The sequence below is a fragment of the Variovorax sp. J31P207 genome (assembly GCF_030316965.1).
In the GTDB taxonomy this organism is placed as follows: Bacteria; Pseudomonadota; Gammaproteobacteria; order Burkholderiales; family Burkholderiaceae_C; genus Variovorax; species Variovorax ginsengisoli_B.
In genome coordinates this window covers 482,391-507,067 of the sequence record NZ_JASZYN010000001.1, presented here as the reverse complement: position 1 = coordinate 507,067, position 24,677 = coordinate 482,391, and the positions used below count along the sequence as shown (strand labels likewise).

At 62.4% G+C, this 24,677-nt stretch carries 23 protein-coding genes and 1 pseudogene; 22 read left to right on the top strand and 2 right to left on the bottom strand.

Annotation, left to right across the window (positions count from 1 at the left end):
• Positions 1-76: 76 nt before the first annotated feature.
• The 13 genes and pseudogenes from badH (at position 77) to QTI68_RS02360 (ending at position 12,661) form a co-directional block, all read left to right on the top strand.
• Complete coding sequence (gene badH / locus QTI68_RS02415; RefSeq protein WP_286519442.1) at positions 77-844, top strand: 2-hydroxycyclohexanecarboxyl-CoA dehydrogenase; 768 nt, start codon at positions 77-79, stop codon at positions 842-844.
• A gap of 43 nt (positions 845-887) precedes the next feature.
• On the top strand, positions 888-1,670 hold the full coding sequence (gene badI, locus QTI68_RS02410) for a 2-ketocyclohexanecarboxyl-CoA hydrolase (RefSeq protein WP_286519441.1): 783 nt from the start codon (positions 888-890) through the stop codon (positions 1,668-1,670).
• A 25-nt stretch (positions 1,671-1,695) separates the two neighbouring features.
• Positions 1,696-2,847: a cyclohexanecarboxyl-CoA dehydrogenase gene (aliB, locus tag QTI68_RS02405; RefSeq protein WP_286519440.1), complete on the top strand. Its 1,152-nt coding sequence runs from the start codon at positions 1,696-1,698 to the stop codon at positions 2,845-2,847.
• A 90-nt stretch (positions 2,848-2,937) separates the two neighbouring features.
• Positions 2,938-4,626: a cyclohexanecarboxylate-CoA ligase gene (aliA, locus tag QTI68_RS02400; RefSeq protein WP_286519439.1), complete on the top strand. Its 1,689-nt coding sequence runs from the start codon at positions 2,938-2,940 to the stop codon at positions 4,624-4,626.
• Positions 4,627-5,565: 939 nt separating this feature from the next.
• A complete protein-coding gene (locus QTI68_RS02395) occupies positions 5,566-5,877 on the top strand; it encodes a hypothetical protein (RefSeq protein WP_286519437.1) in 312 nt (103 codons plus the stop codon).
• A 498-nt stretch (positions 5,878-6,375) separates the two neighbouring features.
• A complete protein-coding gene (locus QTI68_RS02390) occupies positions 6,376-6,591 on the top strand; it encodes a hypothetical protein (protein WP_286519436.1) in 216 nt (71 codons plus the stop codon).
• 196 nt (positions 6,592-6,787) lie between these two features.
• Positions 6,788-7,267 carry an AAA family ATPase gene (locus tag QTI68_RS02385; RefSeq protein WP_286519435.1) on the top strand — a complete coding sequence of 160 codons (480 nt, stop codon included), beginning with the start codon at positions 6,788-6,790 and terminating at the stop codon, positions 7,265-7,267.
• A 38-nt stretch (positions 7,268-7,305) separates the two neighbouring features.
• Positions 7,306-8,019, top strand: coding sequence for a hypothetical protein (locus QTI68_RS02380; RefSeq protein ID WP_286519434.1), 714 nt, complete (start codon positions 7,306-7,308; stop codon positions 8,017-8,019).
• A 31-nt stretch (positions 8,020-8,050) separates the two neighbouring features.
• The gene (locus QTI68_RS02375; protein WP_286519432.1) at positions 8,051-8,791 is read left to right on the top strand and encodes a Mu transposase C-terminal domain-containing protein; all 741 of its coding nucleotides are present in this window, start codon (positions 8,051-8,053) and stop codon (positions 8,789-8,791) included.
• Positions 8,767-9,732: a TniB family NTP-binding protein gene (locus QTI68_RS02370; RefSeq protein WP_286519431.1), complete on the top strand. Its 966-nt coding sequence runs from the start codon at positions 8,767-8,769 to the stop codon at positions 9,730-9,732. Before QTI68_RS02375 ends, QTI68_RS02370 begins: the two co-directional genes overlap by 25 nt.
• A gap of 12 nt (positions 9,733-9,744) precedes the next feature.
• Positions 9,745-10,161, top strand: a pseudogene (locus QTI68_RS40110) (TniQ family protein); the annotation flags it as partial.
• Between the two features lie 243 nt (positions 10,162-10,404).
• Positions 10,405-11,295 (top strand): hypothetical protein, encoded by an 891-nt coding sequence (locus tag QTI68_RS02365; RefSeq protein WP_286519429.1) that lies wholly within the window; start codon positions 10,405-10,407, stop codon positions 11,293-11,295.
• A 94-nt stretch (positions 11,296-11,389) separates the two neighbouring features.
• Entirely contained in the window at positions 11,390-12,661 is a 1,272-nt protein-coding gene (locus QTI68_RS02360; protein ID WP_286519428.1) for a TniQ family protein, read from the top strand.
• A gap of 432 nt (positions 12,662-13,093) precedes the next feature.
• Here the strand turns inward: QTI68_RS02360 and QTI68_RS02355 are convergent, their stop codons facing one another.
• Positions 13,094-13,555, bottom strand: a complete 462-nt coding sequence (locus tag QTI68_RS02355) for a hemerythrin domain-containing protein (RefSeq protein WP_286519427.1) — start codon at positions 13,553-13,555, stop codon at positions 13,094-13,096.
• Positions 13,556-14,157: 602 nt separating this feature from the next.
• Between QTI68_RS02355 and QTI68_RS02350 the strand changes: the two genes are divergently transcribed.
• The 9 genes from QTI68_RS02350 to QTI68_RS02310 all read left to right on the top strand — a co-directional run bounded on the left by QTI68_RS02350 (position 14,158) and on the right by QTI68_RS02310 (position 23,740).
• Positions 14,158-15,462 (top strand): Rieske 2Fe-2S domain-containing protein, encoded by a 1,305-nt coding sequence (locus tag QTI68_RS02350; protein ID WP_286519426.1) that lies wholly within the window; start codon positions 14,158-14,160, stop codon positions 15,460-15,462.
• A gap of 40 nt (positions 15,463-15,502) precedes the next feature.
• The gene (locus tag QTI68_RS02345; RefSeq protein WP_286519425.1) at positions 15,503-16,444 is read left to right on the top strand and encodes a LysR family transcriptional regulator; all 942 of its coding nucleotides are present in this window, start codon (positions 15,503-15,505) and stop codon (positions 16,442-16,444) included.
• A 274-nt stretch (positions 16,445-16,718) separates the two neighbouring features.
• Positions 16,719-17,768, top strand: a complete 1,050-nt coding sequence (locus tag QTI68_RS02340; RefSeq protein WP_286519424.1) for a PDR/VanB family oxidoreductase — start codon at positions 16,719-16,721, stop codon at positions 17,766-17,768.
• Between the two features lie 429 nt (positions 17,769-18,197).
• Positions 18,198-18,701, top strand: coding sequence for a DUF1097 domain-containing protein (locus QTI68_RS02335; RefSeq protein WP_286519423.1), 504 nt, complete (start codon positions 18,198-18,200; stop codon positions 18,699-18,701).
• Between the two features lie 50 nt (positions 18,702-18,751).
• Complete coding sequence (locus tag QTI68_RS02330; RefSeq protein WP_286519422.1) at positions 18,752-19,462, top strand: nitroreductase; 711 nt, start codon at positions 18,752-18,754, stop codon at positions 19,460-19,462.
• Positions 19,463-19,562: 100 nt separating this feature from the next.
• Positions 19,563-20,549: a tripartite tricarboxylate transporter substrate-binding protein gene (locus tag QTI68_RS02325; RefSeq protein WP_286519420.1), complete on the top strand. Its 987-nt coding sequence runs from the start codon at positions 19,563-19,565 to the stop codon at positions 20,547-20,549.
• Between the two features lie 256 nt (positions 20,550-20,805).
• Entirely contained in the window at positions 20,806-21,711 is a 906-nt protein-coding gene (locus tag QTI68_RS02320) for a LysR family transcriptional regulator (RefSeq protein WP_286519419.1), read from the top strand.
• A gap of 372 nt (positions 21,712-22,083) precedes the next feature.
• On the top strand, positions 22,084-22,890 hold the full coding sequence (locus QTI68_RS02315) for an HD domain-containing protein (protein ID WP_286519418.1): 807 nt from the start codon (positions 22,084-22,086) through the stop codon (positions 22,888-22,890).
• 205 nt (positions 22,891-23,095) lie between these two features.
• A complete protein-coding gene (locus tag QTI68_RS02310) occupies positions 23,096-23,740 on the top strand; it encodes an HD domain-containing protein (protein WP_286519417.1) in 645 nt (214 codons plus the stop codon).
• A 156-nt stretch (positions 23,741-23,896) separates the two neighbouring features.
• On the opposite strand, the gene QTI68_RS02305 is transcribed toward QTI68_RS02310, so the two are convergent.
• Complete coding sequence (locus QTI68_RS02305) at positions 23,897-24,676, bottom strand: nitroreductase (protein WP_286519416.1); 780 nt, start codon at positions 24,674-24,676, stop codon at positions 23,897-23,899.
• Between the last annotated feature and the right edge of the window lies 1 nt (position 24,677).

Genomic DNA, 24,677 nt, shown 5'->3' with positions numbered 1-24,677 from the left:
CATGTTGTCGTAATGGCGCGAAACCTCTCGAGGCTGGCGCCCACGATAGCAAGCTTCGCAACCCATGGAGACCCAGATGCAGACATTCAATGAAAAGACCGTCGTGATCACCGGCGGCGGCGGCGGCATCGGCGGCGCGACCAGCCGCCGCTTCGCCCGCCAGGGCGCACGTGTCGCGGTGTTCGACCTGAACCCGGAGGCCGCCGAGAAGGTGGCCGCGCAGATCCGCGCCGAGGGCGGCCGGGCCGAGGCCTTCCGCTGCGACATCACCGACCGCGCGAGCGTCGACGCCGCGGTCGCCGCCACGATCGAGCGCTTCGGCGCGATCGACGTGCTGGTCAACAACGCCGGCTGGGACGTGTTCAAGCCCTTCACCAAGACCGAGCCTGCGCAGTGGGACAAGCTGATCGCCATCAACCTGACCGGTGCCCTGCACATGCACCACGCAGTGCTGCCCGGCATGGCGGCGCGCAAGGCGGGGCGGATCGTCAACATCGCCTCCGACGCGGCGCGGGTCGGCTCCTCGGGCGAAGCGGTGTACGCGGCCTGCAAGGGCGGCCTGGTGGCGTTCTCGAAGACCATCGCGCGCGAGCACGCCCGCCACGGCATCACGGTCAATGTGGTGTGCCCGGGGCCGACCGACACCGCGCTGTTCGCCGACTACAAGGAAGGCGCCGGCAATCCCGAGAAGCTGATGGAAGCCTTCACGCGCTCGATCCCGCTGGGTCGCATCGGCCAGCCGGACGACCTGCCGGGCGCCATCCTGTTCTTCGCCAGCGACGACGCGGCCTACGTCACGGGCCAGGTCCTGAGCGTCTCCGGCGGACTGACCATGAACGGCTGATGCCGCGCTGCGCGCCCCTGTCCCACCTCACCGAAAGAACATCATGGAATTCGAAGACATCCTCTACGAAGTGCGCAACGGCGTGGCCTGGATCACCATCAACCGGCCCGAGAAGATGAACGCCTTTCGCGGCCAGACCTGCGACGAGATCATCCGGGCGCTGAACCGCGCCGGCTACGACCGCGAGGTCGGCGCCATCGTGCTGGCCGGCGCCGGCGAGAAGGCCTTCTGCACCGGCGGCGACCAGTCCGCGCACAACGGCAACTACGACGGCCGCGGCACCATCGGCCTGCCGATGGAAGAGCTGCACACCGCCATCCGCGACGTGCCCAAACCGGTGATCGCACGGGTGCAGGGCTTCGCCATCGGCGGCGGCAATGTGCTGTGCACCATCTGCGACCTGACGATCGCCTCCGAGAAGGCCATCTTCGGCCAGGTCGGCCCGAAGATGGGTTCGGTCGACCCCGGCTACGGCACGGCCTTCCTGGCGCGCGTGGTCGGCGAGAAGAAGGCGCGCGAGATCTGGTATCTCAACAAGCGCTACTCGGGCCAGGAGGCCGTGGCCATGGGCCTGGCCAACATCTGCGTGCCGCCCGAGAAGCTCGACGAGACCGTGCAGGAGTGGGCCGAGACCATCTGCGAGCGCAGCCCGACGGCCATCGCCATCGCCAAGCGCAGCTTCAACGCCGACACCGCGCACCAGAGCGGCATCGCCGGCCTGGGCATGTACGCGCTCAAGCTCTACTACGACACCGAGGAGTCGCGCGAAGGCGTCAAGGCGCTCGGCGAGCGGCGCAAGCCCGAGTTCCGCAAGTACGCGAAGTAGGCCCCGAGCCACCCAAGGAGACACCATGAATCCCTACATCGATGAGGATCTGGCGGCGCTGGCCGAGCATGCGCGCCGCTTTGCCACCGGACGGGTCGCGCCGGGCTTTCTGGAGCGCGACAAGACACGCGTGCTCGACCGCGCGCTGATGCGGGAGATGGGCGAGATGGGATTCATCGCGCCCGAGCTGTCCGAGGCCCACGGCGGCCAGGGCATGGGCGCGCTGGCGGCCGGCGTGATCCACGAGGAGATCGCGCGGGCCGACCTGAGCCTGAGCTACGTCAACCTGCTGGCCTCGCTCAACGGGCAGATCCTGGCCCATCACGGCCGGCCGGAAGTCGTCGCGCCCTGGCTGGCGAAGCTCACGCGGGGCGAGGCGCTGTTCGCGATCGCCCTCACCGAGCCGCGCGGTGGTTCCGATGCCGCCAACCTGCGCCTGCGCATCGAACGCGTCGGCGACGAATACGTCGTCAATGGCGAGAAGACCTCGATCTCCGCCGCCGACCAGGCCGATGCGGCGGTGGTGTTCGGCCGCACCGGATCGATCGAATCGGCGGCCCATGGGGTCACGGCCCTGCTGGTGCCGATGGACCTGCCGGGCATCACCCGCAACCGCTTCGACTGCCACGGCCAGCGCGCGATCGGGCGCGGCTCGCTGTTCTTCGAGAACGTCCGGGTGCCGGCCAGCCACCGCCTGGGCGACGAGAACAAGGGCTTCGTGCAGGTCATGCAGGGCTTCGACTTCTCGCGTGCGCTGATCGGCCTGCAGGTGCTGGCTGTCGCCCGCGTGGCGCTGGAAGAGACCTGGGGGTACGTCGCGCAGCGCGAAGCCTTCGGCAAGCCGTTGTCGGCCTTCCAGGGCGTGTCGCATCCGCTGGCGGATTTCGACACCCAGGTCGAGGCGGCTCGCCTGCTGTGCCTGCAGACGCTTTGGCTGAAGGACAAGGGCGTACCGCACACCGCCGAAGCCGCGATGTGCAAGTGGTGGGCGCCCAAGCTGTCCTACGACGCGATCCACCAGTGCCTGCTGATGTTCGGCCATGGCGGCTACGACCGCGGCGCGATGGAGCAGCGCCTGCGCGACGTGCTGGGCTTCCAGATCGGCGACGGCACGGCCCAAATCATGAAAACCATCATCGCCCGCACGCGCGCCGGACGGGAAGCGGTGCCTTCCTGAGACCTTGCGGGACAGATCAAGAAACTGCGCAGCAGTTTTTGCTCTGTCCTCAACTGACCAGGCCGAGACACTACAACAAGGAGACACAACATGGAATTCGACGCCGTACTCATCGCGCCGCGCCGCGCCCGGATGGTGGCCCAAGGCCTCTGGCACGACCGCACCATCAACGACGACCTCGACGCCTGCGTCGCGGCCTGCCCCGACAAGATCGGGCTCACCGCCTTGCGGGTGGAGGAGGGCGGCACCACCCGCTTCACCTACCGCGAGATGGCCCGGATGGCCGACCGCATCGCGGTCGGGCTGGCGCGGCTGGGCGTGGGCCGCAACGACGTGGTGGCCTGCCAACTGCCCAACTGGTGGCAGTTCACACTGACCTACCTGGCCTGCTCGCGCATCGGCGCCGTGATGAATCCGCTGATGCACATCTTCCGCGAGCGCGAGCTGTCGTTCATGCTCAAGCACGGCGAAGCCAAGGTCCTGATCGTGCCGCAGGCCTTCCGCGGCCTCGACTTCGAAAAGATGGTGGCGGGCTTGCGGGGCGACCTGCCTGACCTCGAGCACGTGGTGGTGGTCGGCGGCAGCGGCGGCAACAGCTTCGATGCCCTGCTCAGCGGCCCGGCCTGGGAGGACAGCGCCGACGCGCAGGCGATCCTGGCGCGCAGCCGCCCCGGCCCCGACGACGTGACCCAGCTGATCTACACCTCGGGCACCACCGGCGAGCCCAAGGGCGTGATGCACACGGCCAACACCACCATGGCCAACATCATTCCGTACGCGCGGCGCCTGCGCCTGGGGGCCGACGACGTGGTGCTGATGGCCTCGCCGATGGCGCACCAGACGGGCTTCATGTATGGGCTGATGATGCCGATCATGCTCAAGGCGAGCGTGGTCCTGCAGGACATCTGGGAGCCGGGCCGGGCGCTGGAGCTGATCCGCAGCGAGCGGGTCAGCTTCACCATGGCCTCGACGCCGTTCCTGACGGACCTGACCCGCACCGTGGCGGAGCGCCGGCTGGAGGTGCCGACCTTGCGCACCTTCCTGTGCGCGGGCGCGCCGATTCCCGGCCCGCTGGTCGAGCAGGCCCGGGGCGTTCTGGGCACCAAGATCGTGTCGGCCTGGGGCATGAGCGAGAACGGCGCCGTCACCCTGATCGAACTCGACGACGAGGACGAGCGCGCCTTCAACACCGACGGCCACCCGCTGCCGGGCGTGGAGATCAAGGTGGCCGACGACGCGGGCCAGGCGCTGCCCGCGGGCGAGTCCGGCAGGTTGCTGGTGCGCGCGTGTTCCAACTTCGGCGGCTACCTCCGGCGGCCGCACCTCAACGGCACCGACGCCGACGACTGGTTCGATACCGGCGACCTCGCGCGCGTCGATGCAGAGGGCTACATCCGCATCACCGGCCGCAGCAAGGACGTGATCATCCGCGGCGGAGAGAACATCCCGGTGGTTGAGATCGAGTCGCTGCTCTACCGGCACCCCGCCATCGCCATGGCCGCGATCGTGGCCTACCCGGACGAACGCCTGGGCGAGCGGGCCTGTGCGGTGGTGGTGGCGCGGCCGGGCCACAGCGTGGACCTGCCTTCGATCGTCGACTTTCTCAAGCGCGAGAAGGTGGCCGTCCAGTACATCCCCGAGCGCCTGATCGTGCGCGACGCCATGCCATCCACGCCGTCCGGAAAGATCCAGAAATTCAAGCTGCGCGAACTGCTTGTTCAACCACAAAACAGTCGTAAACGAACCAAAACAGTCGTAAACGCATCAATAGAGTCGTAAACGACGCCTGGACTCAATCTTGCCGCGGAGGCAACGACTGGGAGGACGACCGGTTCTGGCCCATCTTGGGCGGGGCCATCCTCGTGAATGTTGCAACCCGTTAAGCCGTTAACCAACGAACCCTTTGATTTACTAAGGTTGTGGGATTTTTCCCTAGGGAAGCGGCCTCATTTGCTCAAAAAACGAGTTACGGGAACTTTCGACTAAAAGCCGGGGGGAGCGTTGCGCGCGGCGCCGGATGGTCGAACAGCCTCATGCGGCGAAGAACGCCAGCGTTCGACGAAGGTGTCCCCCTCAGTCGTCTTCAAGAGGGGGGAAGAATCCGAGCTGAATGTTCTTGCCAGGTGCGGGCGGCCGCTGCGAGCTCCCAATGAAGGCCATCCGAGTGCGTCGCGCCTCCCCGCAGATCGTGCCTTGCGTGCGCATTGGACATCTCTGAGGTGGTCGGCGCTGCTGCCGGCCCGCGACGAAGCCGACCGAATCCTCACGGGATCAATTTCGTCTGGGACGAAGAGGCATGGAATTTCTTTGTCTTAGAGGAGAGGGCCCAGGCGTTCCGACCTGGACCGCCGCGCCATCCTGATGAGTTCGTTCAAAGTTAGGCCGGAATTCCATCAAAATGAGGGCGTAAATTTGACGGCGATGCTCCTAAGTGACTGATTTATAAGAAGAATTTCCTCGGGTAGTCTCTGGGGCCGCGATGACCCTTCGTGGGTCATGGATTCCCGTGCGTTGCGGTCCGCAGCACCCATCGATCAGCACGGGCGCCCAAAAAACATTGCCTCACCTAGGCTTCCCTCTGGTTGTAGCCTTCAGTGGGGCACCGCCACGAGCTTCTGCCATGGCTATCAAAGATCTCTATATGCAACCGCTGAGGCCACCGCTGGATTGCTCCGAGCAGGGCGCAAGTACCGGCGCGAGCGGCTGCGGGCCGCAGACATGATCACCCTCGGCGAGGCGGCGTCGCTGATGGCAGTGGATAGGTCGACAGTCACCGCTTGGGTTCGCACCGGGAGGTGCATCGGGATCCCTGGCCGAACGATGGCGTTGCCGCGCTGGCAATTCGATCCCGCGGTTTGGCCCGCGATTCAACTCGTCGTCAATGGGCTGGGAACGACGGACGGATGGCGGGTGCTCATTTTCATGGAGACTGCGGCGCCAACCCTGAACGGCCTGACGCCCCGGATAGCGCTGGAACAAGGCGTCCCGATCAGTCGCATTGTGGACGTGGCCGTTGCGGATGCGCATTGAAAACGCTTTGAGACAGCGACGCGACGGCGGGAGCTTCGGTGGGCAGCAAGCTCATCTACCGCATGGACCGTACGTCCCGTGTAGGGATCCGGGCGCGTTTGCTCGTTTCGGTAGGCGGACTGAGCATCCGATCAACCCAAGCGCGGCCGGCAGCCAACGCTGCCGCACTCGTCGCCTGTCGACCCAGACTAGTGGCTGTCTTGGCCGTCTTTTGCGGGCCAATCGGTTTGCAGATCCAGCCCTCGGACGCTCCCCAAAAGGAATGATGCCACCGAACATGGAGAGTCCAGCCTTTGTACTCCTCCCGGAGAATAGACGTGGAGTTCAATGATCGGACAGCCATCGCGGCAGCATAGCCTTAAGGCCCGCGCCTTGCCGCAGCAGCTACTCGAAATCGAGGAGGGCAACCACTGCGATGGCAACATCGCGAAGTACTTCACTGACGATCGTGGTCGCCTCGCATAGATTTGAGGCTGAAGAAGAACAAGGAAGTCTGTAATGAAGAAATGGATCAGTATGGCGATCGCGATCGCGATCTCGGTCTTGGCGTACCTTCCAGGTGCGTATGCAAAAGGCGGCGGTCGCGTCGCGTATGGTGGTGGCAAGCACACGGCTAGCCATGGCGGCAACTACGCAGGTGGGCAGGGCAGCTCCCATCGTGGCGGCTCGTACAAGAACGGCCAGACCAGCGATCGATACGGGACGCACCAATAATTCCGCCGCGCGAGTTCGTCCGCCGCCGATCCGTCGCAGCATCGCCACGACTGGCGAGTCGAGCCAGCCACGTAGTCGAACAGCGACTTGACTCGGCAATGCGGGTCGCCTACGCACGAGCGCCACTCCACTTGTCCACGAACCCGAGGAAGAGGGGCGAGACGAACACGCGCAGTCGCAGATCGTTGAGCACGAAATGAGAGTCGCCAATCTAAAAATCGAAAACTTCCGCGGTGTCCGTTCGGGGTTTGTGCGCTTTGGAAAGCATCCAGTTATTGTTGGAGACAACAACACTGGCAAGACGACGCTCATCGAAGCGCTGACTCTTCTATTGGGACGAGACAGGTTGGTTCGGGAGTTGACCGAACATGACTTTTTCGGTTCCCGTCCGGAGCCCATTGATCGCATCAAGCTGGTCGCCACCATCACTGACTATCCGAATGACGACCCGGAGCACAGTAGTCACTGGTTTCGGGAGGGTAGAGCAGTCGTCAAATGGCTAGACGAGGCCACCGGCGCCGTGTATCCGTTGCGGGACAACCAGGCTTGGAAGCTGTGCTGTCAGATTTCGTCGCCAGAGTCCGCCTCGGTTCATACTAAATCACACCTTGCCCGTGGCCGCACACGAGCGATCAGGGAGAAGCTGCAGGCGCACCGAGGATGTGACTTGAGGTAGTCTCGGTGCGGCTCCTGTCTTGGGGCGAAGCTGAAAGGTTGAGCGTGACGCCTGCGGAACAGATTGCCTTCATCGCCAAAGAATTTCCCCACCTTGAGCAGAAGACAAGGACGACGCAAACGTCGTTTGGCATCAAGGAGATGGGTGCCCGTGGTCGGGCGATTCGAATCAAACACAGCAACGGCGAATTGAAGCTGGCAGCGACGGCTCTGCGCTTTCCCGACCGACAGTACCTCTACCCAAAGTTCAAAGGTCCGCCCGATGTGCTGCGTCAGCACGTCGAAGGCGAACTCGAGGTGCTGCACAACGAAGCGCCCGGGTCCGGACACACCGCTCCTCCGGTGCGCAACTGGCAGATCGCGCTTCGAGCTCTCGCACATGTCGGTGGCAAGGCCACACGCAAGGCGATCCTTGATGAAATTCGGATCGAACACCCAGCTTTCGACCCGGAGAACCTCCGCAAGGATCTCACCATGCTGAGCGTGAACGACGACTCCCGATTCAGCTATCGCGCGATCGAGACAAGGCGAACTGGATCACGTGCCGATCGCGACCTCGTCTTCCGAGGCGCCGGCCATGGGGATGAAACGGTACCCAACGCAAGCCGTCTTCGACAACGCCGTGCAGAACAGCTTGCGCGTGGTCTCATTGAACGCGGACGTCGCCGACGCAAGCTGGGCACGGCCCTACTGGCCGACCGACAAGAGAGAGGTCGAATACAAGAACGGTCGCTTGGTGATCTGGCTCTGTAGGCAACCTGGGTTTCGCGGAGTGCGCGGGGACGTGGATGCAATCAAAGAAGGATTGGCCACCGCAACACTTACCATCGATCAACTCAGGCAGGGGATCCTGCGATGGCTACTGGGCGTGGATGCGAACCAGCCCGGCAAGGACGGTCTCACACCGAGGCAGCGCTACTTGGAATATGGGCGCGCGCTGAAGCTGGCAAGGCGCAGTCCTCCTGACACGCGCCGACTCCGAATGCTCCGCATGCTTGCGCTTCCGAAACCGGTCACTTGGAATCGCTATGGCATTCGGATCCTGGGCGGCCTTACGTATCAGGACGCAGACCTGTTCACGCGCTATATCAACCGTTCTGGCGGCGAAATGAAAGTCAACGTCCGCATCGACCCGGACGACCTTTCCTCCATCTACGTGATCGTCCCAGATTCCGAGCTCGTCTTGGTGGTCGACTGTTGCGTTCCAGACTATGTCGAAGGACTGACCCTGTACGGGCAGAAGCTCATTCTGAAGCTCTGCCGCGAAAAGAAAAAGCAGAACCCTTCGATCATCGACCTGTGGTCTGCGCGAATGGAACTCCAGATGATGACCGAGCAATGGGTGGCGGACAAGAAGGTGGTCCTTCGCAAGCGCGCGGCCGCGATCAAGCAATCCATCGCACTCAAGAAGCAAAAGAAGGAGGAGGAATACGCGGCATCCCGGCTCGAGGTCGCCTGCACTGAGTTGGATGCCGTGACATTGGATCAGGAGGACGAAAGATGGCAGATGCCGACCGCCGCCTAGATCGGGAGCGTTGGCGAGGCGCCTCGCTCGCCGACCGCCATGCCGCCTTCAAGGCCGTCTACCTAGGGCACCCACAGTCCGTTAGGATCCTCAAAAACTTGGACATTCGACTCCGTATGCAAGGGCTGTCCGACGAAAGCACTGGCATCGTGATCCGCTGCCCGTCGGACGGTGGAAAATCCGCATTCGTCAGGTTCCTGAAGCGAAGATTTCCGCCTGTGGAAAAAGAGGATCGAACGTTGTATCCATGCATCGGATTCAGCGCTCCTATTCCATGCAATGCCCTCGGCATCGCCAACGCCATCCTCAAGGAGTTCCACGATCCCGATGCGGATGGAATGTATGCAGCGCGTCAAATCAGCCGCGCACGAACTCTATGCTGGGAAGCTCAAACAAGGATCATCGCGGTCGACAACTTCCAGGATGTTCCTGAGCGCCGAGGAGTCAAGGGGGTACAGATCGTCGGCAATGTGCTTCGTGACGTGATCGATTGCAACCTTATCGCAGTCCTTTTGGGAACCGACGAAGGGGACATTGTGGTGCGATCGAACGAGCAACTGCGACGTCGATCGCCGGCGAGCCTTCCGCTTGGCTACTACGACATCACGACGAAGGAAGGATTGTCGATTTGCCTTCGTCTCGTGGACCATTTCGAAGAAATATGCCCCTTGGCTGTCAGATCGAACTTGGCCTACACCTGGATCGGAAAGGCGATTGTCTTTGGCTCCAACGGGAAGGTCGGAGCAATGAGCAAGTTGTTCAGCTGGGGGCTGACCGCCTGCGTGGATGCCGGGCTCGAACAACTTCAGCTTGAGCACTTCCGTTACGCGTTCAACGAATACTTCGCCGGGTTCGAGGACTACAACCCATTCGTCGAGGCACCGCGTAAATGGCGACGCCTTGATCAACCGGGCGAGCCGTTCTTTCTCGTCAAAGCCTGAAGGGCAGGGCACATGTCCGAGGCATCGTCCTATCTTGTTCGAGTGCAGCCCAAGGTAGGCCAATCGCTCTCGTCTTGGCGACAGGATGCGGCCGTCGCCAACGGGTATGAGCTCTACCCTGTTCCGCAGGGCGCGCTGCGCCGCGTCGATCCTGACGCTGGCGCCAACCCCACGGAACTGGGTTGGCTCGCGAAGACGCACCGTATGGATTTGAGGGAGATCGAGGCGCTGACGCTGCGGGCCTTCGAGGGTAAGGTGTTTCGCTTGGCCCGCGTGCGAAGTCATCCGGTGTGGTTGCTGAGGACGAGGTACACGCGAGGGTGGCTGGTCCCCGGCCCTCAGTTCTGCCCGCGCTGCCTTGCTCAGCCCGACGGGGGGTACTTCAGAACGACTTGGCGCCTCGGCTTCATCACGCAGTGCCCGATCCATCTGTGTGAGTTGCTCGATCGCTGTCCGGCCTGCGGGGCAGGTGTATGGCCAGTTGGGGCGACAGTCCCGCGGTTGTTTGAGCTCGATAGGCAGACGGACTACATGCGATGCGCACGTTGCGGATTTCAACTCTGCACCGCGGACGTCAAGTTGGCCCCCGATGGGGAGGCTGCGGCTCGATGGGCAGGTTCCTTGACGGATGGGATGCCTCAGGAGATCTCGCGGGATAGGTCGGTAGCGAGCATGGACTACCTCCAGGCGTTGGACGCGATCTGTCATCTGTTCATCCGCAAGCGTGCCCGAGCGCAGATTCTCTCGGGGCCTTCAACCTGGGCTACGGTCGCACGGAGCTTGGTACTGGAGCCAGGGACGAACCAGGTCGAACTCCTTCGCGTGGAAGATCGCCGAATGCTGGTGAACCTTGCTCGGCCCATGCTCCGAGAATGGCCGGACGCCTTCGTGGACTTCGCCAGGCAGACGGGATTGAGCCAAGAGCATCTCAGTGGGACCGAACTCATGATGCCGGACTGGATGCGGTCGGCCGTCTATGAGAACCTGCGAAAGCAGAACAGGCTGACCGTGGAAGCCGTCACGGCCGAGATCGTGGCGATGCAAACCGCCGGACTTCAAGTCACCAAGCAGGCGCTGCGCGGACGGCTTGGAAGCGATGCGAAAGCGATCAAACTCCTCCTCCCGTCCAGGCTGAAGGCGAACTGGTTGGAGCTCAGGCGCTTCACGAGAAGGCTGACGAGCAAGCGCCAATGGCGGCGAAGGCGCCAGACAGTCGCGCTTGTAAGGAATCAGCTTCACTTGATTCTCGCGGTACTGTCTGGTCAGACCCTCGATGCGGTTGCGTCGATGACGGCCCGAGACATCCACGCCTTCGTCGACGGCGTTAGCGAGCCGACTGGCTCGGAGCGCGTACTTGCACAGGCGTTGTGCGAGCGTTGGAGCCGGCTGTCCGCACGCGCCTCGAGTTGGGCCGATCCGTCGTACCCATTGAGAACGTCCAAGAACACGGATGCTGTTCGATTCGCTCGTCAAGCCTTGGTCGCAGCGATGACTGGTTTGAAGCTGGATCTGCGGCGCGACGTCAGCGTCTTCTGGCGAACTGGGAGGCCACATCAGGTCTAGGGCTCCGCAGCCGACGGTCGGCCGTTTGCGCGAGGGGAGCCGATTTGTGGTTCGGCCACGGGCGCAAGGCGACATGTCTGGGCCGGGGGCGCTTATGGCTCTGTCGGAAGAGAATGGATTCGACGGAATCGAAGGGCTGGCTGCTCTGTATGGTGTCAGTGCGCGGCAGCTTGTCCAACTCGATTGCGGCGTTTGGTGGGATGTGATTCTCAATGGCAAACCAATTGAGGTTCGGTCAGCGGTAGGCCAGGCGGCGAGGTGTTCGATCTATTGCCGCGTTTGTGGGCAGTGCTTCGCCACCGACAGGAAGCCGTATCACCGCTCTGAGTGGGACCAGCCGCTCAGCCTCGTCTGTCGCATCCATTCGACGTTGCTTTTGGACGCGTGCGAATCTTGCGGTCGTCCGATTGACTATCTTCGCAGGAGCGTGACGAGGTGCTCGTGCGGCGCCCGTTTTCCGAATGCCGGCAAAGCGGTACCAGAGTGGGTGCATGGCATGGTGCGCTTTTTCGTGGATATTGAAGATCCGTCGCGCCGAGCAGGGTTTGCGTTGCCAAGCACCGACGAGACGAACGCCGCCCGCGCCCTGGTTCGGATTGCGGATCACCAAGCTGGCCGAAGGACGCTGTACGCGAGCGGGACGCGTGTTGTCGTGCCGATGGTGCGACAGACGCACCTCGAAGATCTGAGACCTTGGTTCGAGGAGGGGGCGGCATCGTTCCTTGCTCGCATGAGGGAACTCGGCGGCGAGAAGGAGGGATGGATGCGATACCGCATCAGTCTGAAGCTCTACAAGTTCCCGGCGCTGTCGGCAGTGCTTTCGGGCGCTATCAAGGGAAAGCCGTTGCGCGTTCGAAGGGCGGAGAGGAACGGTGAAGGCGCGCCAGAGGTGTTCTACCGCGCGAACGACCTGCGTCTAGCCTTCCATATGAATCCAGAGGCGCTCGACTATTGGGTCTCGGTTGGAATTCTTCCCGCGGACGCGTTCCCGCCAGGACAGCGTAGTCGCATCTCCTCCGCAGCGTTCGAGAAAGTCAAGAAGCTGTTCGAGGACAGTTGCTTGCAGCAAGAAGCTTCTGAACGCCTCGGATGCACGAGGCAGGTTGTACGCAGGCTGATCCGGTTGGGGGCGCTCAAGCGTGCGCACCTGCTACCCTCCGTCGCCAACGACCGAGTGGAACTGGAGTCGCTGCACGACCTGTGTCGGCTTTTCCTATCCCGTATCGCACCGGGACCCATTCAGGGTCAGTCCATCTCGTTCGAAGAGGTGGTCAAGACGATCGAGACCACGGAAGTGTGGAAGGCCATGCAATCGCACATCGAGTCGGAGGGCAGTGTCCAGCTGCAGGGAGGCGGAGGGAGTTGAAGGGCGTTGGCTGGGGACTTCTCCAGGCGGACGAACAAGGGACCCGCAGGCGCCAATCTATTCGCTTCACGAGTCGGTGCTGGACCTCGCGCCGAAATGGCGAGTGAGCGATGATCGAAGAACCGCTCAGGGTCGACCGCCGGCTGCCGGCTTGAAGCAGTCGTAGCCCGCAGCGCTAATCTCGCAGCCTCCGACAAGCAATAGGGCGGTCTGGCAGCGGTGCCACACCTCACTTGCGTGCGTCTAGGACGTCCGCCATTCACGGCGAAGCGTTTCTCGCGCACGCTTTGCACGATCGGCTAATGCTGATGACTATGAAGGTCGCGGAGGACGCATCGGTGCCGAGTAGGTGACCTGCGGCTCCGCCTTCACGGCCCGAATTTTCATGCGCGCAGGCGACATGAACGCAGGGGCCACTTGCGCCCCGCGAGTTCAGGCCGTTTGCGCCTTAGTGGGTCGGTGCAGGACGACCGGGCGCCCGCCGAACTGCCGTTTGCACATCCAGGCTGCAAGCGCAGAGTCCAGGTAGGCCGCATGTCCGGGGAACCAGTCAGCCAAGCTCTCAAGAAACGAAGGGGCCGCGCCGAAATCGCCGGCACTTGCTAGCTGCAGTACCTCCGCTGAGGACTTCAGCACTGCCGCGTGTTCGTCGATGTGGCAGTCGCGCGGCGGGAAGTCAGTGTCGATCATCCAACGGTTCTCGGCTTCGAAGTGGCTGCGCAGATGCGCGTCCAATTCCACGAGCAGGGGTAGCCAATTTCCCGCCGTGGCGATTCTTCCACGTCGTAGCAGCTCTTCGAATTCGGCATGGATGCTGTCCATCGGGGCATAGCCCAATTGCGCAGCGAAGTCGGCTGCGGGCGGTGCATCAGAGGCATGTCGGCGATCACTCATGTGTCGGTTCCATTCAATGCGATGGTAAGCACTCTCCCTCAAGCAATGGCCGCGGGGCAGCAGCTCTCGGGCTCTTCACGCGCACTAGTGACAGCGCTTGATGTCGGAGGTTGTGCGGGTAGCTTCGTCCCGATGCGTCCCACTTCAGAACGCGGACACGTCAAGACGTCTCAATCGGATCTTACAGCCACGCACGATGAAACATCGCACTAGTGCATCGATGTCCCGCTGCGCTGCGGGGTGCCGCGTGGTCGAACAGAGTCTTGGACTTCTAGCATCCTGACTCATCTTCTTGCGAGATGAACGCAACCTCAGCAAATTGATTGAGCCGAAAACGCGACTCCTCTAACCTGCGTGTGCAGCGCCAAAGCCGTCCGAGATGGCGATGTTGCCGAACCAACTTCCTGGCCGCGGAGCCGAGGAAGAATGGCTTCTGGTCGGTGCTGAACAGGAGCGCGTCAGGAAGACGCGCGCGTCAATTTGTGCTCTGCAGCCTCTTAGGCGATGGAGCTGTGTAGTTGTGACCCACATATCAAAGGAAAAGCCACATGCTCAGTAATTCGGACAATGCAACTCTCACGAGAGTTGGTCGAGGAACCCCCATGGGCAACTTGATGCGCCAGTTCTGGATGCCCGCGTGCTTGTCCACGGAATTGGAGCGCGGCGGCCCGCCCATGCGGCTTCTCCTACTCGGAGAGCCGTTGGTGGCCTTCCGAGATGGCGACGGGCACGTTGGAATAATGGACCACAGATGTCCTCATCGGGGAGCATCGCTGTTCTTCGGGCGTGTCGAGCAGTCGGGCATCCGCTGTGTCTACCACGGCTGGAAGTTCAAGCCCACAGGCCACTGTGAGGAAATCCCGAACTCGGAAGTCGACCCGGCGCTGGTCAACACCATTTCGGCGGATGCTTTTCCAACGCAGGAGCGCAATGGGGTGGTTTGGATCTACATGGGGGAGCAGCGCGACCAGTTGCCCGAGCTGCCGCGGATGGAGGCCTTGCTGCTCGATCCCGAGCAAGTCTCGGTGCAGTGCCTGCAGCGCAAGTACAACTGGCTTCAGGGTATCGAAGGCGACATTGACACGTCACACTTCGGCTTCCTGCATGTGGGGGGCGTCGACAAGGCCGACGTTGACCAGAAGAACATGCATCGGTACTCCGTCCTCGACCGAGCGCCGAAGTACCATGTGTCCAACACGCCTTGGGGCACCATGTACTGCGCGCATCGGCCGGCGGAGAAGGACGAGGTGTACTATCGCATTGCGCACTTCGTGTACCCCTTCTGGTCGCTCTTTCCGGATGGTGACTTCAACGACCTGATCGTCGCCAACTGCTACGTTCCCATGGACGACGAACACACCATGCTATTCACGTTCTACTACAACCAGAGCGCGATGGCCATGCGCCACACCAAGGATGGTGCACCCATTCCCGGGCTGGAGCCCGACGCCAATCACATGCCCATGCCGCCAACCTTGCCACCAACGAGCGACTGGTACGGACGGTGGCGCTCTGAGGCCAACGAAGAAAACGACTATCTGATCGACCGGGAGACGCAGCGTACTAAGTCCTACACGGGTCTGTCGGGGGTGCTGCTCCAGGATACGGCCATCGTAGAAAGCATGGGTAAGATCGTGGATCGCAGCAGGGAGCACCTAGTGGGAAGCGACGCCATGATCGTGCGCACGCGGCGTGCGCTCCTTTCCGCGGTTCGAGAGCTGGCCGAGGGCAAGCGTCCCCCGCTGGTGGACGATCCTCATGTCGTCGAAGCCGCGCGCAGCGGTTCGTTCATCGCACCGGCCACCGTTCCTTGGAGCGATGCCTATCTTCAGCACGCCAAGGCAGCTACGTCTCCGAAGGGAACGCTGCAGCTCGGCGTGGAGAAGCACCAGCAAGTCTTCGGCTGAGCCTTGCTAGGCTGCACTGGCGTGGGTCCATTTCAAAGCAATGAAGAGAACTGGTCTCGCAAGAAGTGATCTCGATCTGAACCTGCTCCAGGTGATTTTGGCGATCCATGATGCTGGCAGCGTCATGGAAGCAGCCAAGCAACTGGGCATGAGTCAGCCTGGGCTGAGCACGGCGCTGCAGCGCGCACGGACAGCTTTGGGCGACCCGCTGTTCGTGCGTGTCGCCAAGGGAATCGAACCCACTGCACGCACAAGAAAGATCGTCGGTCCCATTCGGTCCATCCTGGACAGCGTCAACAAAGAGGTCATCAAGTCGGATGACTTCGATCCAAAGGCCTATACAGGCGAACTGGCTCTTGTGTTAACCGACGTGGGTGAGGCGACGCTCCTCCCGCACGTCGTCAATTACCTGGTAGCACACTTTCCCACCGCCATCCGAACTCAGATGCCGGCGCTCAGCGAACTGCACAAGGCGATGGCCGAGGGAACTCTTGATTTTGCGCTGGGCTACTTTCCCGATCTGCACAACGCGAGCTACCGGCGAGCAGAAATCACAACCACAAGTTATCTCTGTATCCTGTCAAGCAGCCACCCAATCCGAGAAGGCGGCATTTCGCTCGCACAGTTCGAGCGCTATGGCCATGTGGATGTAGATCTCAAGACGCACAGCAGGCTGCTTCTTGACGACTATCTGGCCAGTCGGGGAATCCACCGGCGCGTACAGCTTCGCACGCGTCACTTCATGAGCATACCGGCCATTGTCGCGGCCACCGACTTGATCGCCACTGTCCCCGCGAGCGTGGTCTCTGGCCTGGGGCTCGGCGCGAGCCTCAGGATTGCACGCACGGACTTTCCAGTCCCTTCCTTCGAATCCAGCCTCTACTGGCACGCCTCGATGCATCTCGATCCACGCAATCGCTGGCTTCGCCAAGTGCTGGCACCTCAGTTGCGCAAGGCGGCCAAGAAGACGCCGCTTCTCTGAAGCGCCAATGTTCGCGGCAGGGGCGTGGCGCCCTCGCGCGAGCAAACCTGCGCGCTGTCGGCCTCCCGATCGAGAGTCAGGGTACGGCGGTCTCGCACGATATTTTCCATAGATAGGTGCGTCCCATGGGCGCACGAGGCACTGTCGAGAGCGAACGTTTCCGCATGCATGCGGTGAGAAACCGGTTCATCTGAAATGCAGATGTTCAAGACAAGCTGCGTGTGATTGGACCCCAAAGGTGCCGCTGCTAGAGTGACCTGGAGGTTGAAAATACATGATTGACACAGTACCTGCCGCCATCGTCGCAAGCAACAAAACGATCAACGCTGTTTCCTCGGGAAGCACAGCATCGAGCGATCCGCCGGGCCATCAAGGCTACGTCCCCGCAAGCCTGAACTTGATAGTGCGCGAGCGGCGATTGGTCGCGGCCGACATGCTGTTGCTGCACCTGGAGCTCGCCGACGGCAGCGAGCTGCCAGGATACGAGGCAGGTGCACATCTCACACTGCATCTCCATGACGGGTTGGAGAAGCGCTACTCGCTGCTTGTTCCACATGAGCGTTCCAGGACGCGGTACGTCATTTGCGTGAAGCTCGAAGCGGCCGGGCGGGGCGGCTCACGTCATATCCATTCGAACCTATTCCAAGGTTCATCCGTGCGTGTATCGCCCCCGGAGAACTACTTCCCTCTGGAGGAGGATGCCGCCCACTCCATCTTCATCGCGGGAGGGATCGGCATCACGCCGGTTCTCTGCATGGCCTTGCATCTGCAAGCGTTGGGGCGCCCTTGGGAGCTGCACTATGCAGCCCGTTCGCATGAGCACGCGCTTCCCTTACACGGCTACGACCTTGCTATGGAGCGGGTCCATCACTACTTCGATGATCGCTCTGAGAAGGTAAGCGTCGACGACATCTTGGAAAACGCGCCCCCCAGCTCTCACTTTTATTGTTGCGGCCCGCAAGGAATGCTCGACGCCTACAGGCGCGCCGCCCAACAGCTGCCGACGTCGGTGGTGCATTTCGAGAGTTTCGGCGTTCCGGAGATTGCGCCGGCTTCTGGATCGATGACCGTGAGGCTTGCACGTGATGGGCGCGTGTTCCAAGTTCCCGCGAGCCAGTCGATCCTGGACTGCCTTCGTGCCGGTGGCGTGGAATTGCCGTTCTCGTGTCGGCAGGGTGTTTGTGGTGCCTGCGAGACCAGGGTCGTCGCAGGCACTCCAGAGCATCGCGACATGGTGCTCTCGGAGGCAGAACGCAAGGCGAACAAAACCATGATGATCTGCTGCTCTCGCAGCCAAGGGGGCGAACTGGTCCTCGATCTATGAGCCGTAGCAAGACGGGACCACAAGGAAGACGAGAGCGCGTCTCGTTCTCGCTGATGTTCGATCACCCTCGGCTCGAGCGGCGCAGCGGAGTCAGCAACGTGGATGTACTACGTTGCGTGCTTCCGGAAGCTCTTCGAAAGCTGTACGCGCAGTGCTCGAACGAGCATCGCACCGCCCAAGAACAGCCTACCCAAGGGCACATCGGTTTGCGAGATGTGAGAGCCATGAGATTGTTGGTTGTAGCGGTCGAAAGATCCGGGCATTCTGCCGTGCACCGGATGTAGCGGTGTCGCGAGGAATTGGACTCTGCCAACCGTCCAGCGGTGCCCCGCAGTTCGAGCCTGCCGCTATGCGGGGACGCGGTCTCCCGTAGATCCACAACCCCCGTTCTTGAACGTTTCTTAACTCAGCCACGAAGGTCAAAATTTCATGCAAGACAAGGAGGCAGCCACCGTCAGTATTGGCGCATTGGCCGCCATCGCCACCTACCTCACCGAAACAGCGGTCCTCGTACCTACCTGGGTGACTTTCATCGGCTGGACGTCGTTCTACGCGGTCGGGGCCGGCCCTGCCGGCTTCGTGCGCAGCGTCTTCGCGAACCTCGGTGGAGTAGTCATCGGCTCGATCACCCTCTTGGCCATGCACCTGGGCGCCAACAACGCGGTGCTGATCGCCCTGGCTGTCGGGGTCGGAAGTGCAATGGCCGTACAGGCCTCGAAGATGTCCGTGGTCGGTTCACTGCCGGCCATCTTCTTCGGCTTTTCCTGCACCGTTGGCACGGTTGCTGTGACGGGCAAGTCCATCGCCACGATTGGGATCGATAGTCCTGTGTTGGTGGCAGGCACCGCGCTTCTGCTTGGCAACGCCTTTGGCATCGTGTCCCAATGGCTTGCCGAGGCGCTGGGCCCCTCCAAAAACATCCGCGGTGGCTAAATGACGGCCAACTGCAACCTGATGCACGTAGTCTGAAGAGGCTCGCGAGAATGATCCATAGCTCTACAGGATACGCAGCGCACGACCCTGCCAAAGACGTCTCCGACGTCATGCGCTCACGTCGGACGGTACGCGCCTTCCGGGATCAGCCCGTCGCCAGGGAACTCGTAGAGGAGGTCCTGAGGGATGCAGCGGCCGCTCCCAGCGGGGCCAACATGCAACCGTGGCGAGTCTATGTCGTTGCCGGGACAGTGAAAGACATGCTGTGTGCGGCCGTGCTCGCGGCCGCGCGGGGCGGCAAGGGGCTTCCGCCCGCTCACCTCCCTGAACCGTTACCGGAAGTTTTCCGCAGCAGAATGGCTGACTTCGGAGCGCGGTACTACCGGTCACTTGGCATCGAACGCAGCGATGTCCAGGCACGCGCAGGGCAGACGGAGAGAAACTATTTTTTCTTCGGCGCCCCCGTGGGGCTCATCTTCAGCATCGACCGCAGGCTGAAACCGCACAGCTGGATCGATCTTGGCCTATTCGCCCAGGGCTTGATGCTCTCAGCCAAGGCCCGTGGGCTGGACACGTGTCCGCAAGTGTCGTTCGCCCCCTTTCACGAGACGATCTCCTCGGTTCTGGGCATGCCTTCCGAAGAGGTGACGGTCTTCGGCATGTCCCTTGGGTACGGCGACCTGAATGCAGCAGTCAACCGCACCGAGATGCCCCGGCAGCCGCCCGAAAGCTTCGCCCGCCTGCTCGGCTTCCCCACATAGCGATCTCTCTCTACTGCTATTCCCGTGTAGTCGCTGGTCGTCCGCAGCGGCGTACGCAAAACCCCCAAATGTCCGGACTCGACCAAAAATAGAGGATCACATGAATGATGTCTCCCGCCGCGATTTTGTGTCCATTTCCCTCGGAACCGCACTTGCTGGTTGGCTGGGATCTAGCCAGGCCCAGACGGGGCAGACGGGCAAGCTGCTGGTGGGCTACCCGGCGGGTGGCTCGTTGGACGTGACTGCGCGACAACTCGCAGAGGCGTGGCGCAAAGGTGGGCGCATCTACATCGTGGAGAACCGCGTGGGTGCCGGCGGAAGAATCGCGAACAGCCACCTCAAACGTGAGCGCGCGGATGGCAACACCCTTCTGGTCACGCACAGTTCTGCCCTGACCATCTATCCTCATGTCTACAAGCAGCTGATGTATGACGTGGTCGCTGATTTCGCGCCGATCTCGCCCCTCGCGTCCGCAACTCTCGCGTTTGCGGTGAGCAGCGCCGTACCAGCCGACCGTGTGAAAACGCTGGACGACTACATCCGCTGGGTGCGGGCGCATCCCGAAGCAGCTAGCTACGCATCCCCGGCTGCAGGATCGTCTGCCCACCTCCTTGGCTTTCAGCTGTCACAGGCTCACTCTCTGAATCTCCAGCACGTCGCCTATCGAGGTTCCGCACCGGCAATGCAGGACTTGCTAGGCGGGCAGGTTCCCGCGTACTTCGGTCAGGTTCCCGATTTCATTCCGTACTTGCAAAAAGGCGGCATCCGGATATTGGGTGTGGCCGGCGAAAGACGATCCCGTTTCATGCCCGGAGTTCCAACCTTTGCTGAGCAGGGGTTGCCCTCCATGCGCCATGTAGAGACTTACGGTGTCTTTGCTCCGCCGAGCACACCTGATTCGACGATCAAAAAGTTGCAGGACGCTGTGGTCGAAGCGAGCGCGGACGCGCAACTCAGATCGGCGTTTGACCAACTGGGGCTGGAAGTTGTAACGTCGACTGCGAGCCAGTATGCAGTCGCGCTACGGCAGGAGCGCGACTCCTGGGCCCCTGTAGTGCGCGCCTCGGGATACCATGTCGAGGATTGAATAGCTGAACTCAGTGGCCGCGCGGCGGTGGGCGAAGCGGTGTTCCGGCAGGCGCCTGGCAGGCTCGGGCCGCACCGGTGGCGGCGGCCGCAGTATCAACCGGTTGCGAATCGCTCGGCTGGCGCTGCGCGTAGACGGCTTGTGCATCGCACGCAGACCCCGCCCCGCGCTCAGCCGCTAAGGAGTTCCACTCACGAGAATCCTCAGCGACCCGGACCTACTTTTGCTTGCGTCTTCCTGGTGTTCACAACGCGGAATGTCACTCGATCTCAATCTGCTACGAGTTATTCTGGCGGTCTACGACCATGGCGGCATCGCAGCCGCGGCGCACGCGCTTGATATGAGTCAACCCGGCTTGAGCGCTGCGTTGCAGCGCGCGCGCACTGCGTTGAATGATCCACTCTTCATCCGAGGTTCCAAAAGGATGGAGGCCACCGAGCGAACCAGGCGGATGTTGCCATCGCTCAGGCTCATCATGGAGACGGTGAACCGGGATGTGGAGAGTGCCGCCGAATTCGATCCGGACTCCTATCGCGGCGAGTTTAAGCTCGCTTTGACGGACGCGGGGGAGGCGATCCTACTCCCCTCGGTGTTGGTGGCGCTTGCCAAACACTGCCCCAATGCGGACATCCGATCGATGTCTTACACGATCCCCGAGCTCCAGAGCGCGATGGAAGAGGGTGCCGTTGACCTGGCCCTCGGCTTCTTCCCGGACCTGAGCTCCGTCAACTACTACAAGCAAGTCATCTCTACCCAGTCGTTCTGCTGCCTCATTTCTGCGGACCATCCCATTCGCGGCTCAACCATCTCCCGCGAAGAGTATTTCGCGGGTGATCACGTGCTCGTGGAGGGCCAGTCACCCAGCGAAGAGTTGCTCGAAACTTTTCTGGCGCGACAACGTGCCCGCAGGAAGATCGTACTGCGCACGCCGCACTTCATGAGCGCTCCTGCGATCGTTGCGCGAACCCAGCTCATCGCTACCGTGCCCGACGGCGTTGCAAACATCGTCGCGATGATGAGCAATCCACGAATCGTCCGCACCGAATTCCACATGCCGCGATTCGACACCTGCGTGTACTGGCACCCCAGCATGCAGGAGGATGCAAAGAACCGCTGGCTGCGGCGCACCTTGGTGGCCGAGTTACGTAGCAGGCTGTCCTAACCAGGATGTAGTGAGCGTTCCACTTCGCCTCACCTGGGGCGGCGAGCCACGTGATCGTTTGGCAAGTGCCACCGGGCTGCGCGTCGTGGCGGCTTGTTCAAGGTCGTGGTCAGGAGCGCTGAGGTCAGCAGGGGGCTGCGGGTCTGTCGCATCGCCTCCCACTTAGACGTGTGCCGCATTGAGCTCGCGAGTAGGCGCGCCTCGCATACGACCGGCACTGTCCGCCCATTGCGAAGCCAGGGGATCGATGGCAAAGCGCGGTCAGTCCGCGGTAGCAGCGTCGCAGGCCGGGAGGCGCATTGAACGAAATGCATCGACCGCGTGCAGAGACATCAGTTCCATCCACGTACGCCGCGGGTCATCATTCGCGGCATGGACAACGTGTCCGTCATACAAGGAACCGCCATGAGGATAGGTGAAATTCTTCGCTGCATCTCTATCTCTATCTCGCTCACGCTGACCGCATGCGTCGCGGCACCGAACGCTCATGCCCAGGCGGTCGCGCCACAACGGGACAGGGCCGTCCTGAACGAACGCGATCCACTCTCCGACGCGAGGATTCCCGAGACCGCGTTGGCGCGCGACGCGGCGCAGGCCATCCGACAGGCGGAGGGTGAGCTCTTGTACGAGCACTCGATGCGGGTCTATTACTGGGCCGCCTTGGTCGCAAAGCGCAAGGGGCTGGCCATCGACCCCGAACTTCTCTACGTCGCTGCCATGTTCCACGATTACGGGCTGACGGCCGGCTATGGAGAGAGCCATCTCCGCTTCGAGGTGGATGGCGCCAACGCTGCACGGGAGTTCCTGCGCAGGCACGGCAGGCCGGAGACGGAAGCCCAGAGAGTCTGGCTTTCGATCGCACTGCATACGACGAATGGCATCTCTCGCCATCTCGATCCCATCGCGCAGGTTCTGGCTGAGGGTGCCAACATGGACCTCGTCGGGGCAGGCTTTGGCGACTTCACGAGCGCGCAGCGGCGCGCGGTCGAGACTGCCCACCCGCGTCCGCCATCGTTCGCGGAGGACTTTCTGCGCGACGTATACGAAAGCCTGAAGCACCGCCCGGAGACCACGCAGGGCACCGGACTGGCGGACGTCATGGCGTCCCAGGATCCTGCTTTCGTCCGCAGGGACTTCAGCCGCCTGGTGCGCCAGTCGCCCTGGGCCAGCGGGAAATAGCGAGAACTGCCGCACGCGCGTCTGGAGTGACTTTCCGCGGTGCCGGTGACTTGAGCCGCCTGCAAGTTGTCCTTGCACAGAGTTCAGTTCCATTCCGTCCCCCGGCAGGTGATGATGACGCCATCGCGGTGCCGCGCAATCCGCATTGGCGAGCTGCAACGGCAAGACGTCCCACCGCCACCATTACCACCCGTCAAGGAAAGTTATGACGCCCAAAGAAGTTTCCGGAGTACGCATCCCCGATAGCCAGCTCGCCCGCGAGCTGACAGAGTTCGTTCGCGACACCGAGAGCGACCTGCTCTACAACCACTCCCTGCGCTGCTACTGCTGGGGCTGCCTAGCAGGGCGTCGCAAAGGGCTGAAGTACGACGCCGAACTGCTCTACGCCGCCTCGATGTTCCACGACATCGGCCTCACGGCTAGGTACGAGAACAGTCAGCTTCGCTTTGAAGTGGACGGCGCGAACGCGGCGGGTGATTTCCTCCGGAGCCATGGCATTTCTGAAACGGACATCGAGGCGGTCTGGAACGCCGTGGCCCTCCACACCACCCCCGGCATCCCGCAGTTCATGCGGGCGGAGATCGCCCTCGTCCAGGCGGCCGCGGGCATGGACGTTGCCGGGCGGGGATACGATGAGTTCACGGACGCGGAACGCCAGGCAGTGCTTGCTGCTTTTCCCCGCGAAGACGACTTCAAGAGCGGAATCATCGATGCCTTCTACGAAGGCATGAAGCACCGACCCGCCAGCACCATCGGCACCTTCAATGATGACTTCCTCGCGCACAAGGACCCTCACTTCCAGCGGGTCGACATGTGCGCAGTCATCTACGCGTCGAAGTGGCAGGGTTGATGCCGCTGCGGCTTCAGGAGCGCCCTGCTGGCGTCCTGAATTGAGGTGTGGAAAAGGCGCGCAGTGACGAGGCTCGCCGCTTGGAGGACTCGGATGCCCGTTGAAGCGGCGGGCGACGAACGTCGGCTACGCGAACGCGGAGGCCTTCCGCCGCGTTCAGCCGGCGGTTCGGCGTGAGTCCACGCGAGGATCGGAAGCAGTTCGCGGACTGAGCACAGTCGCCTCGCGTGAAGGCGCGGCAGGTTCGAAGCCGACGAACTGCGCGAACTCGCGCGTACCCTGTCGCGGCATTCGGACCTGGTTCACCGCCGCCACCGTTTCGGCGAAGCCCATCGACATCCCGCAGGCGGTCAGGTGGTCCGGGGACAGGCCAAGGTAGGAAGCGATCACGGGATGGAAGCGTGCGAACGAGACCTGCGGGCACGTGGCGATGCCGCGTGCCCCGGCTGCGATCATCACGTTCTGCACGAACAGGCCAAGGTCGAGCCAGCTGTGTGCCGTCAGGCGCCGGTCAATGCTGAAGAGCAGGCCGACCGGCGCGCCGAAGAAATGGAAGTTCTTCTCGGTCTGTGCGGCGCGCGCGGCGGCGTCGTGCCGGTCGATTCCTAGACAGCCGTAGTAGCGTGTTGCAAAGTCCGCCTGTCGTTCGCTGAATTCCGGGGGGAGCGGATCCGGAAAATGGGGCGATGGGGGCAGACTTCCTTCCCTGAAGCTCGCCACCAGCGCGTCGCCCAACTCGCGCAGGGCGGCGCCCGCTAGCACGTGCACGCGCCACGGCTGCGTGTTCGAATTGCTGGGCGCCGTCGCTGCGGCGTCGAGGATCTCGAGCACCGTCTCTGCCGGGAGCGGGTCCGGTCGGTATGCGCGCGTGGACCGGCGTGACTCCAGCACCCGGTCGACACAGCGCGCAATTTCCACCTGCGTGCAGTGCTCCATG